Genomic DNA, 14,472 nt, shown 5'->3' with positions numbered 1-14,472 from the left:
CGGTCCCGGCCTGGGGTCCCGGCCGGTCAGTTCTCCCAGACCTTGAAGGCGCGTACCTGGTACGGGGAGCGTGGCAGCCAGGTACCGCCGCCCGGGTATGTCTCGAACTCGCCGGTCTCCTGGCATTCGGCGGACTGGTAGGTGGTGACGGGCCGGCCGGTGCGGTTGGCGAGGGCCTGGGCAGTGGTGCCGGTCTTCAGCGGCACGCAGCTCTCGATGTCGATGGTGGACAGCTCATGGGTCTGCCGGGCCCCGGTGAACTCGGGCTTCGCCCAGAGGCAGAGCTGCCCGCTCCCGCAGTCCCCGAGCCGGTCGGGCGCGGCGGTCCGGGCGACGGACGCGGCGACCCGGTCGGGCGCGGCGGTGGCGCGGGCGGGCGGGGACGAGAACAGGGCCGTGACGGCCAGAAGGGTGGCGGCCAGGGCGGCCGCGACAACGGTCGTGCGCATGCGAGATCAACCCCCGTGGTGATGGAACTGCTGACGTGGAGCGTCCACCGATGTGGATCTTCCACCACCACCCTGATCCGTTACGCAGCGTAACCGGAAGTGTTCGGGGCCGGGTTCACCCTGACAGGTGACAGCCCCGCCGGATCGCTCCGGCGGGGCTGTGGGACGCGCCGTGTTGACGCGAACGGCGTGACGGGGCCGTCAGATGTGGCCGCCGCCCATGCCCGCCTCGGCGTTCTCGCCGCGCTTGGTCAGCGTGGCGACCAGGGCGGCGATCACCGCGACGATGCCGGCGACCATGAACGCGGTGCTCATGCCGGAGACGAACGTGTCGTGCGCGACGCCCACGATCTTGCCCGCGATCTCCGGCGGGGCGTCCTTGGGGACGGGCGGCATGCCGACCTTGATGGCGGAGGACGCCTGGTCGAGCTGCTCGGGCGTGAGCGGCGGCAGCTGGGCGTCCTTCCAGTTGCCGGGCAGCTCGGAGTCGACGCGCGAGGCCATGATCGCGCCGAGCACCGCCGTACCGAGGCTGCCGCCGACCTGCATGGCGGCCTGCTGGAGGCCACCGGCGACACCGGAGAGCTCCATCGGGGCGTTGCCGACGATGACCTCGGTGGCGCCGACCATGACGGGGGCGAGGCCGAGGCCGAGCAGGGCGAACCAGACCGACATGGTGAGCGTGCTCGTGCCGACGGCCAGCTGGGACATGCCGAAGCACGCGACGGCGGTGCAGACCATGCCGCCCACCAGCGGGACACGCGGGCCGAACTTGGTGATGAGGGCGCCCGCCAGCGGCGAGGCGACGATCATCATCGCGGTCAGCGGCAGCAGGTGCAGGCCCGCGTCGACGGCCTTCATGCCGTGCACGTTCTGCAGGTAGAAGGTGACGAAGAAGAGGCCGCCCATGAACGCGAAGGCCATCAGCACCATCAGGACCGTGCCCGCGGAGAGCGGAACGGAGCGGAACATCGCCAGCGGGACCAGCGGTTCCTTCACGCGCTGCTCGACCAGCGCGAAGGCCAGGAACAGGACGACCGCGCCGACCAGGAAGCCGATCGTCTGGATGTCGCCCCAGCCCCACTCGGAGCCCTTGATGAGCGCCCAGATCAGGCAGAACATCGCCCCGGACAGCAGCACGATGCCGGCGACGTCGAAGGAGCGCGGGGCGTTCTCGGCGCGGTGGTCCTTGAGGATCAGCACGCCGAGCACCAGGGCGAGGATGCCGACCGGCACGTTGATGAAGAAGACGGACTGCCAGCTGACGTGCTCGACGAGCACACCGCCGAGGATCGGGCCGCCCGCGGTCGAGGCGCCGATCACCATGCCCCAGATACCGATCGCCATGTTCAGCTTCTCGGCCGGGAAGGTGGCGCGCAGCAGCCCGAGCGCGGCCGGCATGAGCAGCGCGCCGAAGAGGCCCTGGAGCACCCGGAAGGTGATCACGAGGGCGACGCTGTCGGAGAGGCCGATGGCCCCGGACGCGGCCGCGAAGCCGACGACACCGATGAGGAAGGTCTGGCGGTGACCGAAGCGGTCACCGAGCTTGCCCGCGGTGATCAGGGAGACCGCGAGGGCGAGCATGTAGCCGTTGGTGATCCACTGGACGTCGGCGAGCGAGGCGCCGAGGTCCTGCTGGATGGCGGGGTTGGCGATCGCGACGATCGTGCCGTCGAGCGCGACCATCATCACGCCGATGGCCACGGAGAACAGCGTCAGCCAGGGGTGGCCGCGCAGCCCCTTGGCAGGTGCGGGACCGACCGGGTCCCGAGGGTTCCGCGGAGCCTTTTCGACGGTGGTCTGACTAGTCATACGCGTGAGATTAGTGTCAGCCACTGACAGTTGACAAACCATTTCACTAGTCGGTAACTGTCACGTAGCTCACAGGTAAGCTGAGCTGGACAAAGCAGGGAAAAGAGGACCAGTTCAGTGACCGAAGGGCAGCCGTCCGCGGCTCTCCCGACCGGGCTGCGCGAGCGCAAGAAGCGGCGCACCCGCGACGCGCTGCTCGTCGCCGCCCTCGAGCTCTTCACCACCCACGGGTACGAGGAGACCACCGTCGACGAGATCACCGACGCGGTCGAGGTCTCCCAGCGCACCTTCTTCCGCTACTTCGCGGGCAAGGAGGCGGTCGTCTTCGCCGTGCAGGACATGGTGGAGTCGCACTTCCTCTCCGAACTGCGCCAACGACCCGCGGGCGAGGCCCCGTTCGAGGCGATGCGCCGCGCCGTGCTGTGCGCCTGGAACAGTATCGGAGAGACCGTCGAGGCGATCATCCCGGTCGAACTCCACATGCGGGCCTACCGGATGATCGAATCGACACCGTCACTGCTCGCCGCCCACCTGCGCCGCAGCATCGATCTGGAGAACCAGATCGCCGCACTGATCGCCGGGCGCGAGGGCCTGGACATGGCCCGTGACCCGCGACCCCGGGTCGCCGTCGCCGCGTTCTCCGGGGTGATGCGGGCGGCCGGCCAACTGTGGGGCCAGGGAAGGGACACCGGCATGGAATCGCTCCGGTCCCTGACCGAGACGTACCTCGACGCGCTCACCCCGGCCCTCTCCGAAACCTGGCACACGCCGCAAGCGGTACAGCCGTGATCGGCGTCGAGACACACGCCGCAAGCGGCACGACCGCGATCGACGAAGGGACACCCGCCGTGAGCAGCGCGTGAGCGCGGCGGGCGGGGGCGCGCGGAGCGTGTCGCACGGCCGCACCCAGCGTGAGACAACCGCCGTGTCCTTCCGCACAGTCGGGTGATGTGCGTCACCCTGGCCGTAAACCGGCCACCCGTGTCTCCTAGGGTGGTCCGGAGTGACTTCCTTCGATTCCTCCCCCACGCTCACCGCCTGGCGCGCCCTGCTCGCCCTGGCGGTCGTCTTCGTGATGCTCGCGACCACCGGCTGGACCGCCGTGCGCCACCAGCGTTCCACCGACTCCCGCGCGCTCGCGCTCGCCTCCTGGGCGAAGGGATCGATAGCGGGACAGCCGCTGCCGGACGCCGACTCCCCGCCGTACAAGGTGGCGCGTTTCTTCGCCACGCTGACCGCGGCGCAGCGCGCGCAGCTCGCCGACAGGCACCCGCTCGTCGTGGGCAACCTCAACGGCGCCCCGGTCACCGCCCGTTACCGGGCGAACCGACGGGCGATCGGGCAGGCGAGCGCGGTCGAACGCAAGCGCGTCCACGACACCAGGCTCTCCGCCACCGGCCGCGCCGAGGCGCAGCACCGCCTGGACCGCTTCCGCTCGATGCTCGCGAAGGACCGGCACTTCCTGGCGTTCGACCCGTCGGGGCGCGGGCTGGCCGCCGAGGTGTTCGGCGATCTCGACCGGGCCCGGCGCATCTCGCTCGTGGTGCCCGGCGTCGACACGAATCTCCTGACGCTGGAACGCACCGGCGCCAAGACCAACGCCGCGCCCGTCGGCATGGCCAAGTCGCTGTACGCCGCCGAGCGCGCCGCGCGCCCCTCGGTGCGCACCGCCGTGATCGCCTGGGCCGACTACACCACACCCGCCGGGATCGGGATGGACGCCGCCCTGGGCAACCTCGCCGAGCGCGGGGCGGTCCGGCTCGACGCGCTCGTCCGGGCGCTCCCGGGCCCCGCGCCCGTCTCGCTGTTCTGCCACAGCTACGGCTCCGTGCTGTGCGGGGTCGCCGCGAGCAGGCTGCCCGGCCGGGTGGAGGACATCGCGGTGGCCGGCAGCCCCGGCATGCGGGCCGACAACGCCGGTCAGCTGCGCACCAGGGCGCATGTGTGGGCGATGCGGGACAGCGGCGACTGGATCGAGGACGTGCCGAACCTGGAGTTCGGGGGCCTGGGCCACGGCGCCGATCCGGTGGACCACGACTTCGGCGCCCGGATCGTCTCGGCGGAGGGCGCGGTCGGCCACAGCGGCTATTTCGAGCCGGGCACCGAGAGCCTCGACAACTTCGCCGCGATCGGCGTGGGCGCTTACGCCTCGGTGACCTGCGCCCGGACCGACAGCACCTGCAACGGCGGGGTGTATGCCAACGCGTCAGCCTGACGCGCGTAGAGGCACCGCGCCCGGTCCTGGGACGCGGTGGGCTCCGAGAGGGGACGGGGCGGGCAAGTGCCGCATACGATGAGGCACATGGGTGATGTGCTGGCCGGTATTCATGCCACCTGGGAGTTCGACGCCGACTCCGTGCTCATCCGCTACGGACGGGGTATCCGCACGCCGAGACTCCTCCAGAGCCTCCGCGAGCGCCGCGTCCCGCACGCGGCGCTGTCATCGGTGACGCTGACCCCGGGCAAGCGGGGCACGGTGGTGCTGCGCGCGGTCCCGCGCCCCGGTGCCGACCCGCTCCTGGAGGCCGCCGCCGGGCAGCTGAAGGATGCCTGCGACCCGTACCGCCTGGTGCTCCCCGCCGCCCGCGAGACCCTCGCCGAGTACTACGCGGACGAGCTGCGGGCCTGTCTCGGGGCGGACGCGGGCGAGCCCGCCGACCGTTTCCTGGTGGCCGCCCCCCGGGCGCCGATGCAGTTCAAGGCGTACGACGGCCGGGCCGGCTTCGACGGCGAACGGATCTCCTTCCGCTGGTTCTGGACGGGCGCCTCATCGGAGAAGTGGAAGGCGGGCGACCAGACGTTCCCGGTCACGGACCTGTGCGGGGTCGAATGGCGTTCGCCGGAGGGCCTGGAGGGCTATCTGCGGCTGCTGCCCAAGGGGTCGGAAACCGTGGTCCCGGCATCGGACGTGCTCGCCGCCCCCGCGGCCGGCGCGGGGCCGCGGACCGGGACGGCCACGGGCGTCCAGCCGGTGACACCCCGGCCCGCCCGGGCCGACCAGGACCCCGCGGCGGTGATCTTCGGGCTCGGCTACGGCCCGGTCCACGAGTCGCTGCCCTTCGCGGCCGCCGTCCTGGAATCCGTACGCAGGAAGCAGTCCGCGGCCCCGGCCGCCCCTCCCCTCACGGCCGCCGCCCGGCGCGATCCGGCGGACATCGCGGAACGCATCCACCACCTCGGGGAGCTGCACCGGGCGGGTCTGGTGACCGACGAGGAGTTCAGCGCCAAGAAGACGCAGCTCCTCGCCGAGCTGTAGCCGCCCGCGATGACCGAGCCGATACCCGCTCCCGTCTCCGCGCACACCCCCGGTTCACGGCGGTGGACGAGGTTCCTGCCGTACGCCGCCGCCCTCACCTCGACCGCCCTCCTCCTCCCCGTCACCCTGGCCGATCTCCTCGGTCGGTACGGTCTTGGCGGCGCGGTCGCCACCGCCCTCGCCGTCGCGCAGGCCGGGCCCCTGCTGATGCTGGCGCGCCGGCCGCTGTGGGCCTGGGGGATCGCCTTCCCCGCCGACATCGCGGGCGCGCTGGTGCTCCTGGGGGAGCCGGCCCGCCAGGACGCCGCATGGCCGTGGCAGCCGTCAGCACTCATCGCCTGCCTCTTCCTGCTCCTCGCGCTGGCCCTGCGCGAGCCCCGCCGCACCCTCGTCACCGTCTGGCTGGCGACCGGTGCGGCGAGCCTCGTCCTCCATCTGGTCCGCCCCGACCGCGGCAACGGCGGCGTGCTGCTCCTTCCCCTGGCCGGGGCCGTGGTGCTGGTGATCGGCGCTGCGGTACGGGAGCGGCGCGTCGCGCAGCGCCGGCTCGCCGAGCAGGAGACCGTCAGCGCGGCGGAACGCACCCGGCGGACGCTGCTGGAGGAGCGGGCCAGGATCGCCCGCGAGCTGCACGACGTGGTCGCCCACCACATGTCCGTGATCACCGTCCAGGCGGACTCCGCGCCCTACCGGCTCCCGGAGTTGTCGGACGAGGCCCGTGAGGAGTTCGGGACGATCGCCGCGAGCGCGCGGGAGTCGCTGGCCGAGATGCGGCGGCTGCTCGTGGTGCTGCGCGGTGACGGCACGGAGGGTGAGCGGTCCCCCCAGCCGGGGATCGGCCGCTTGCAGCAGCTGGTGGAGACGACGGTACGGGCGGGGCTGCCGGCCGAACTGTCTCTGGCCGCCGGTCTGGACGGCGTGCCTCCGGCCGTGGACCTGTCGGCGTACCGGATCGTGCAGGAGGCACTGGCCAATGCGGTCCGGCACGCGCCCGGCGCCCGGACCCGGGTCTCGGTCGCATCGGACGGGGCGCATGTGACGGTGCTGGTCGTCAACGACCCACCGGGGCAGCCGGTTTCGCCGCTGGAGACGGCGGGAACGGGGCACGGTCTGGTCGGGATGCGTGAGCGCGTACGGTTGACCGGCGGCTCGCTGGACACCGGGCCGCTGCCGGACGGGGGATTCCGGGTCGCCGCGCGGCTGCCGCTGTCCCCGCCCGGGCCCGCCGACGCCCCCTGAGTCCGGAGGAACCGTGACCATCCGTGTGATCATCGTCGACGACCAGGCCATGGTGCGGGCGGGTTTCGCGGCCCTGCTGGCGGCGCAGGCGGACATCGACGTGGTCGGTGAGGCGCCGGACGGGCGCCAGGGCGTCGACGTCAGCCGCCGCGTCCATCCGGACGTGGTCCTGATGGACGTCCGGATGCCGGAGATGGACGGCCTGGCGGCGGCCCGCGAACTCCTCGCCCCCTCGCCGGGCGTGGTCCATGTGCCCAGGGTGCTGATGCTGACCACGTTCGACGTGGACGACTACGTGTACGAGGCGCTGCGGGCCGGGGCGTCCGGCTTCCTGCTGAAGGACGCGCCCCCGGCGGACCTGATCGCGGCGGTACGGGTGGTGGCGGCGGGCGACGCGCTGCTCGCGCCGTCCGTGACGCGCCGTCTGATCGCCGACTTCACCAGGCAGCAGCCGGCCGTGGCGGCCCGGGGCGGGGCCGCGCTGCGGCTGAACGGGCTGACCCCGCGCGAGACGGAGGTCCTGGAGCTGATCGCGCGCGGCCTGTCGAACCAGGAGATCGCCGGGCGCCTGGTGCTCGCCGAGCAGACGGTGAAGACACACATCGGGCGCGTCCTGGCGAAGCTCTCCCTGCGGGACCGGGCGCAGGCGGTGATCTTCGCGTACGAGGCGGGGCTCGTCGTGCCCGGCAGCGCGTGACCGGAGCCTGATCCCCCGGCCCACCCGCCAGCCGGGCATCACCCGGCAGCCGGCTCCTGGGTGTGCCCGGATCGGCGGGGTCCCGCGCCTCGAGTTCGCCGGGCTCGGCCACGGCGCCGCCCCCCGCGGCGCCGGATTTCGGCGCCCGGCGGTGACGCCGAGGGCCCGTACGCGTCCTAGCCGTTCCCGCCCAGCCGCTCCGCCAAACCGACGATGACGCCGTCCGGGCCGCGCAGATAGCAGAGGAGGTAGCTGTCCTCGAACCGGGCGATGGAGCCGACGAGTTCGCCGCCGAGGGGGCGCAGCCGGGCGACGGTGTCCTCGATGTCGTCGACGGCGAACATGACGCGGTGCGTGCCCAGCACGTTGTGCGGCCGGTCGCGCGGGGCGTCGATCAGGGCGGGGCTGCGGTACTTCGCCAGCTCCAGGCGGCTGTGCCCGTCCGGGGTCCGGAGCATGGCGATCTCGCAGTGGACGCCGTCGAGGCCGGTGCACTGGTCGGCGAAGGGGCCCTGGACCTCACCCCTGCCCTCCAGCTCCATCCCGAGTTCCGCGAAGAACGCGACGGCGGCGTCCAGGTCCTCGACGACGATGCCGACGTTGTCCATCCGCTGGATCGCCATGCCGGTTCCTCCTCTGTCGCTTCCTCGTGCGGACGCTACCCGCCGCTACTCGCGCGCGAGGGAGGTCAGGCTCATGTCCTGGTAGCGGTCGCCCGCGACCCGGCCGGCGATCGGTTCGAGCAGGGCCAGCTCCTCGTCGGTGAGCGTGAGGCGGGTCGCGCCCGTGTTCTCCAGGAGGCGGTGGCTCTTGCGGGTGCCCGGGATCGGGACGACGGTGAGGCCGTGGACCCGGGCGCGCTGCTGCACCCAGGCGAGCGCGACCTGCCCGGCGCTCGCCCCGTGCGCGGCAGCGATCTTGTGGACGGGCTCCAGGAGAGCCGCGTTGGTCTTCGCGTTCTCGCCGGTCATGCGGGGCTGCGAGGCGCGGAAGTCGCCCGGGGCCAGGTCCTTGCCGGCGTCCGCGAAGGACCCGGTGAGGAAGCCGCGGCCCAGCGGGGAGTACGGCACGAGCGCCACGCCCAGCTCGGCCGCGGCGGCCACCGCGCTGTGCTCGACGTCCCGGCTGAAGAGGGACCACTCGGACTGGAGGGCGGCGATCGGGTGCACGGCGTGCGCCTGGCGCAGTTCGGCGCCGGTGACCTCGCTGAGCCCGAGCTGCTTGACCTTGCCCTCCTTCACCAGCTCGGCCATGGCTCCGACGGAATCGGCGAACGGGACGGCGGGGTCGTGGCGGTGCATGTAGTAGAGGTCGATCACGTCGGTTCCCAGCCGGCGCAGGCTCGCCTCGACGGCCTTGCGGATGTACTCGGGGCGGTTGTTCACGCCCCGGTAGTCCGGGTCCTCGTCGCGCCGCTCGATGCCGAACTTGGTGGCGAGGATGATCTCGTCGCGGTGCGCCCCGACGAACGGCGCGAGGAACGTCTCGTTGGCGCCGCTGCCGTAGATGTCGGCGGTGTCGAAGAGGGTGACGCCCGCCGTGAGCGCCGTTTCCAGCGTCTCGCGGGCCGAAACCTCGTCGGTGTCTCCGTAGAACTCGCTGATGCCCATGCACCCGAGGCCCTGGACCCCGACCTGCGGTCCGCCCCTGCCGAGCTCCACCGTGGCGATCTTGTTGTCAGTCATCAGGCACTGGGCCCTTCCGGCGCCTCTCGGGCGCCCGCATAGAAGTCGATCTTGTAGTCCAGCACGGCCAGGGTGTCCTGGAGCTCCGCTATCCGCGCCCTCACGTCGCGGCGGGTCGCCTCCAGCAGTTCCTGCCGTTCCTCGAAGGTGTGGTCGCCCTCACGTACGAGTTCCGCGTACCGGACCATGTGGGCGACCGGCATCCCGGTCAGCCGCAGCTTGGTGACGAAGGCGAGCCAGTCCAGGTCCCGGTTGCTGAAGCGGCGCTGACCGGTGTGCGAGCGGTCCACGTGCGGCATGAGGCCGATCCGCTCGTACCAGCGCAGCGTGTGGGCGCTCAGGCCGGTGAACGCGGCCACCTCGCTGATCGTGTACCGGTCCTGCCCCTCGGGGCGCGGATGCGCCGAGGGGGCGGCCGCGCAGATATCGGTCCGGGTCGAACTGGTCTCCGTCACCGTCATGCCTCCACGCTATGACGTTGGAGTGCACTCGAAGCAAGCAGGGCGGGGTGCGGGTTTCGGCGGACGGCACCCGGAACCTACTCTCGTACGCATGCAGAGCCTGGCGATGATCGAGAACTGGCCCGTCCCCACCGCGGCGGCGGCCGTCGTACGAGCGGACGGCACGGTCGCCGGTACGCACGGCCCGACCGCGCACCGCTTCCCCCTCGCTTCCGTCACCAAACCGCTCGCCGCCTACGCGGCGCTGGTGGCGTACGAGGAAGGGGCGGTCGAACTGGACGAACCGGCGGGGCCGGAGGGTTCGACCGTGCGCCACCTCCTCGCCCACACCAGCGGCCTCGCCTTCGACGAGCACCGGGTGACGGCCCCGGCCGGCAGCCGGCGCCTCTACTCCAACGCCGGCTTCGAGGTCCTGGGCGACCACATCGCCAAGGCCACCGACATCCCGTTCCCGGAATACGTCCGGCAGGCGGTCCTGGAACCCCTCGGGATGACCGCCACCACCCTGGACGGCTCCCCCGCCAAGGACGGCGTCTCGACGGTCGACGACCTCGTGCGCTTCGCCGCCGAGGTGCAGGCCCCCCGCCTCCTCGACCCGCGCACGGTCCTCGCCGCGCAGAGCGTCGTCCACCCCGGCCTGAAGGGCGTCCTGCCCGGTTACGGCCACCAGAACCCCAACGACTGGGGCCTCGGCTTCGAGATCCGCGACGCCAAGTCCCCGCACTGGACCGGCGCCTCGTCCTCCCCCGCGACGTTCGGCCACTTCGGTCAGTCGGGCACCTTCCTGTGGATCGACCCGGCGGCGGGCGCGGCCTGCGTCGCCCTCGCCGACCGGGCCTTCGGCCCGTGGGCCATCGAGGCGTGGCCGCCGTTCACGGACGCGGTGCTGGCGGAACTGGCGGGCTGACCGGAGGGAGGGGGCCGGTGCCCGGCCCCCTCCCTCCGCACCGCTGACGAGCTCACGTCATGACGCAGTCCCGCCACCGGGACCGCGGTTGGCGGGGCTCGCGGGGGCGCAGACCCCCTCCATGACACGATCAAGACCCAGACTTCGGTATCTCCCCGCGGCGACCGCCACCGCGCTGGCGCTCGGCGGTGCGCTGCTGGTCACGCCGCCGGCCGCCGCGGACAGCACGTCCGGCACGGTGACGGGCGCGGCGGCGGCCCCCGCTCCGGCCGGACAGGCGGCCCACGACATCACGCTCATCACCGGTGACGTGGTCCATTACACGGACCGGCCCGGCGATCAGGACGACGTCACCGTCGACCGTGCTCCGGGCGCCCACGGCGGGGTGAGCGTACAGAGCTACGGCCACCACACCTATGTGATCCCCACCGAGGCGATGGGGCTCATCGCCTCGGGGAAGCTGGACGCCGAACTGTTCAACGTCACCGGTCTGGTGGCCATGGGCTACGACGACGCCCGCTCCGGCGGCATACCCGTGATCGCCGGCGCGCCGAACGGGCGTAGTGCCGAGGCGCCCGCCGCCCCGGCAGGGGCCTCGCGGGTGCGGAAGTTCGACAGGGCCGACGCCACGGCGATGAAGGCCGACGCCGGGCACGCCCGCGCGTTCTGGAAGGACATCGCTCCGGCGGCCGGGGCGAAGACGCGCGGGTTCGCCGCGGACAGCGGCATCGGCAAGCTGTGGCTCGACGGCAAGGTGGAGGTGGCGCTCAGCGACTCGGTCGCGCAGGTGCGCGCGCCCGAGGCGTGGGCGAAGGGGCTCGACGGGACCGGCAGCAAGGTGGCCGTCCTCGACACGGGGGTCGACGCCACCCACCCGGACCTGAAGGACGCGGTCGTCGCCGAGAAGAGTTTCGTACCGGGCGAGACCGCCGACGACCGGCACGGGCACGGCACGCATGTGGCCTCCACGATCGCGGGGTCGGGTGCGGCGTCCGACGGCAAGGAGAAGGGGGTCGCGCCGGGCGCGAAGCTCTACATCGGCAAGGTGCTGTCCGACACGGGCGACGGTTCCCAGTCGGGCATCCTCGCGGGGATGGAGTGGGCCCGGGAGCAGGGCGTCGACGTGGTGTCGATGAGCCTGGGCAGCAGCGCCTCGTCCGACGGCACCGACCCGCTCTCGCTGGCCGTCGACCGGCTCTCGGCCGACGGCGGCCCGCTGTTCGTGGTCGCCGCCGGCAACAACTACACGCCGGGCTCGATCGGTTCGCCCGGCGCCGCGGCCTCCGCGCTGACGGTGGGGGCGGTCGACCAGCGCGATTCCCGGGCGGCCTTCTCCAGCCAGGGACCCGTCGCGCACTCCTACGCCCTCAAGCCGGACATCTCCGCGCCGGGCGTCTCCATCCGCGCGGCGGCCGCCCACCCGGCGGACGGCGCCCCGATGTACCAGTCGATGAGCGGTACGTCGATGGCCACCCCGCACGTGGCGGGCGGGGCCGCGATCCTGCACCAGGCGCATCCGGACTGGGACGCGGACCGGATCAAGAACGCGCTGATGACGTCGTCGAAGAAGCTCAGCAGGCTGACGCCGTATCAGCAGGGTGCCGGGCGCATGGACGTGACGGCGGCGCTGGAGTCCACCATCGAGGCCCCCGGCTCCGTGCCGGCCGCGGCCTTCAAGTGGCCCAACGCGGACGCGGGGCCGGTCGACCGCACCCTCACGTACCGCAACACCGGCAGCGCCGACGTCACCCTGGACCTGAGCACCGACACCACCGGCTCGACGGTGTCGCTCTCCGACGCCTCGGTGACCGTCCCGGCGGGCGGCAGCGCGCAGGTGACGGTGCGGCTCGACCCGACGGGCCTGCCCCCGTCCACGGCGGCGACCGCGCTGTCCGGCCAGGTCACCGCGACGGACCGGGCGACCGGAAAGACCGCGGCCCACACCGCCTACGCCCTGTTCAAGGAGCCGGAGGCGTACGACTACACGATCGAACTGACCGACCGGGACGGGAAGCCCGCCACCGGCACGGTCGCCCTGACCTATCCCGGTAACGCGGCGCCCGGCTTCGTCGCGGTGTACGGGAGCACCACGCTGCGCCTGCCCCCGCGCAGCTACACCGCGTTCGGCTTCCTGGACGTGAACGGGGACGACCCGGGCGACCTCGGCATGGCCATGCTCGTCGCACCGGACATCGCCGTGGGCCCCGGTCACGAGAAAGCGACGGCCCGCCTCGACGCCACCGAGGCCAGCCGGGTGCGCGTCACCACACCGCGTGAGACGGAGACCGCCCAGACGGTCGTCCAGTACCGGCGCAGCCTCGCCGGCGGTGGCGCCCTCGGCTCGGCGTTCGTCCTGGACAAGGCGTACACGGAGCTGTACGTATCGCCCACCCCGCAGACCGAGGACGGCGTCCAGGACCTCCTGGTGCACTGGCAGCTGAGGCAGAAGTTCCTCGACGCGGCCACCGGCACCGGCCGCACCGTCGAACTCACCGGGCAGAACGGCACCGCGTACCACGACGGTCACCGGATCCTCCGGACCGTCTACGCGGGCGCCGGCACCCCGGCCGACTACGCCCGTCTGAACGCGAAGGGCAAGGCGGTCGTCGTCGACCGCGGCACGTCGAGCCCCGCCGGGCGCGCGCAGGCCGCCGCGGACGCCGGCGCCGCCATGCTGATCACCGTCGGCGACCAGCCGGGCCGGCTGTACGAGACGTTCGGTGACAACCACGGTCTGTCGCTGGCCAGTACGGGCAGCGCGGACGGAGCGCGCCTGATCAAGGAGGCGAGGACCGGCTTCGGCATCCTGAACCTCACCGAACACCGCTACCCGGACTACCAGTACGACCTCCTCCAGTACCAGAAGGGTTCCATCCCGGACCACGACCTGGTCTACTCCCCCGGCCACGACCGGCTGGCGCGCCTGGACACCTCGTTCTACGCGCTCCGCAAGGAGGCGGGCACGCGGGAGGGGACCGGCCACCGTCTCTTCACGCCCACCTGGGGGGAGGGCGTCGGCGGTACGCAGAAGGAGGGCTACCCGGCCATCCGTACCGACTACGTCACTCCGGCGCCCGCCGGGCTCGGAAAGTGGGACGAGGATCACCGGTTCACCCTGAGTTCCCTCGGCGCCGACTCCGTCCTGGAGGTCGCGCCGGGGCAGACGTACACGGCCGGCAAGCGCTACCCGTCCGACTGGTTCAAGCCCGTGAACGCGCCCCGGTTCGGCGAGGGCCTGTGGCGGCCCAGCCGCACCAGCAACGGGATCTCCTGGAGCGTGCCCGCCTGGTCCGGCGGCTCCGACGGCCACATCGCGCGGTCGCCCGGCGGCAGCGCGGCCTCCGAACTGCGCAGCGGCGAGAAGTCGTTGGGCACCGGCGCCTACGCGGGCTACTCCAGCGCGCTGCCGACCGCCGAGCAGGAGTACACGCTCACGCTGAAGGCGGACCGTGACAACGGCACCTGGGCCGGGTCCACGGCCACGGACACCACCTGGACGTTCCGCTCGGGGGCGCCGCCGCGGGGTACGCCGAAGCAGGAGATCCCGCTCCTCGACCTCGGCTACGACGTCGACACCGACCTGCGCGGACAGGTCCGCGCGGGCAGCCGGGTGCCGCTGGGGCTCAGCTCGTCCAGCTACACCAGCGGCGTCACCGCGACCGGGGCCACGCTCCAGGTGTCGTACGACGACGGCAAGTCGTGGCAGCCGGCCACGCTGAAGCGGTCGGGCGACGGGAAGTGGAGCACGACCCTCTCCACCCCGCGCCACCGGGGCGGCTGGGTGTCGTTGCGGGCCACCGCCGAGGGCCCGGACGGCCTGACGGTCACCCAGGACGTCATCCGGGCGTTCGGCCTGAAGTAGCCGCGTCGTTTCGCGTTGCGTCGAATTAAGCCACATGCTCCGCTGCTTGTGCGGGCCCCCGTCAATTCCTTTGAGTTTTAGCCTTGCGGCCGTACTCCCCAGGC

12 protein-coding genes are annotated in these 14,472 nt (G+C 72.5%); 7 read left to right on the top strand and 5 right to left on the bottom strand.

What is annotated here, in order from left to right:
• Window positions 1–26 precede the first annotated feature (26 nt).
• Both ABZ564_RS26145 and ABZ564_RS26140 read right to left on the bottom strand, forming a co-directional pair.
• Window positions 27–449 carry a peptidase inhibitor family I36 protein gene (locus ABZ564_RS26145; RefSeq protein WP_360861077.1) on the bottom strand — a complete coding sequence of 141 codons (423 nt, stop codon included), beginning with the start codon at window positions 447–449 and terminating at the stop codon, window positions 27–29.
• 201 nt (window positions 450–650) lie between these two features.
• The gene (locus tag ABZ564_RS26140; RefSeq protein WP_360861075.1) at window positions 651–2,261 is read right to left on the bottom strand and encodes an MFS transporter; all 1,611 of its coding nucleotides are present in this window, start codon (window positions 2,259–2,261) and stop codon (window positions 651–653) included.
• Between the two features lie 117 nt (window positions 2,262–2,378).
• On the opposite strand from ABZ564_RS26140, the gene ABZ564_RS26135 reads away from it, so the two are divergent.
• The 5 genes from ABZ564_RS26135 (at window position 2,379) to ABZ564_RS26115 (ending at window position 7,453) form a co-directional block, all read left to right on the top strand.
• Complete coding sequence (locus ABZ564_RS26135) at window positions 2,379–3,050, top strand: TetR family transcriptional regulator (RefSeq protein WP_360861073.1); 672 nt, start codon at window positions 2,379–2,381, stop codon at window positions 3,048–3,050.
• Window positions 3,051–3,264: 214 nt separating this feature from the next.
• On the top strand, window positions 3,265–4,476 hold the full coding sequence (locus ABZ564_RS26130; protein ID WP_360861071.1) for an alpha/beta hydrolase: 1,212 nt from the start codon (window positions 3,265–3,267) through the stop codon (window positions 4,474–4,476).
• Between the two features lie 87 nt (window positions 4,477–4,563).
• Complete coding sequence (locus ABZ564_RS26125; protein ID WP_360861069.1) at window positions 4,564–5,517, top strand: DUF4429 domain-containing protein; 954 nt, start codon at window positions 4,564–4,566, stop codon at window positions 5,515–5,517.
• A gap of 9 nt (window positions 5,518–5,526) precedes the next feature.
• Window positions 5,527–6,756 carry a sensor histidine kinase gene (locus tag ABZ564_RS26120; protein WP_360861067.1) on the top strand — a complete coding sequence of 410 codons (1,230 nt, stop codon included), beginning with the start codon at window positions 5,527–5,529 and terminating at the stop codon, window positions 6,754–6,756.
• Between the two features lie 13 nt (window positions 6,757–6,769).
• On the top strand, window positions 6,770–7,453 hold the full coding sequence (locus tag ABZ564_RS26115) for a response regulator transcription factor (RefSeq protein WP_360861065.1): 684 nt from the start codon (window positions 6,770–6,772) through the stop codon (window positions 7,451–7,453).
• 176 nt (window positions 7,454–7,629) lie between these two features.
• Here ABZ564_RS26115 and ABZ564_RS26110 read toward each other — a convergent pair whose 3' ends face one another.
• From ABZ564_RS26110 to ABZ564_RS26100, 3 genes are read right to left on the bottom strand one after another with little or no spacing between them, the layout of a single operon-like run.
• Window positions 7,630–8,076 (bottom strand): VOC family protein, encoded by a 447-nt coding sequence (locus ABZ564_RS26110; RefSeq protein ID WP_360861063.1) that lies wholly within the window; start codon window positions 8,074–8,076, stop codon window positions 7,630–7,632.
• Between the two features lie 45 nt (window positions 8,077–8,121).
• Complete coding sequence (locus ABZ564_RS26105; protein WP_360861061.1) at window positions 8,122–9,138, bottom strand: aldo/keto reductase; 1,017 nt, start codon at window positions 9,136–9,138, stop codon at window positions 8,122–8,124.
• Window positions 9,138–9,599 carry a MerR family transcriptional regulator gene (locus ABZ564_RS26100; protein WP_360861059.1) on the bottom strand — a complete coding sequence of 154 codons (462 nt, stop codon included), beginning with the start codon at window positions 9,597–9,599 and terminating at the stop codon, window positions 9,138–9,140. The genes ABZ564_RS26105 and ABZ564_RS26100 overlap by 1 nt, the downstream gene beginning before the upstream one ends.
• A gap of 91 nt (window positions 9,600–9,690) precedes the next feature.
• Here ABZ564_RS26100 and ABZ564_RS26095 point away from each other — a divergent pair, with 91 nt between their 5' ends.
• A complete protein-coding gene (locus ABZ564_RS26095) occupies window positions 9,691–10,506 on the top strand; it encodes a serine hydrolase domain-containing protein (RefSeq protein WP_360861057.1) in 816 nt (271 codons plus the stop codon).
• A 121-nt stretch (window positions 10,507–10,627) separates the two neighbouring features.
• Window positions 10,628–14,368, top strand: coding sequence for a S8 family serine peptidase (locus tag ABZ564_RS26090; protein ID WP_360861055.1), 3,741 nt, complete (start codon window positions 10,628–10,630; stop codon window positions 14,366–14,368).
• Window positions 14,369–14,472: the final 104 nt, after the last annotated feature.

The organism is Streptomyces sp. NPDC019224, from assembly GCF_040632605.1.
In the GTDB taxonomy this organism is placed as follows: domain Bacteria; phylum Actinomycetota; class Actinomycetes; order Streptomycetales; family Streptomycetaceae; genus Streptomyces.
This window is presented reverse-complemented; position numbering and strand designations above follow the sequence as displayed.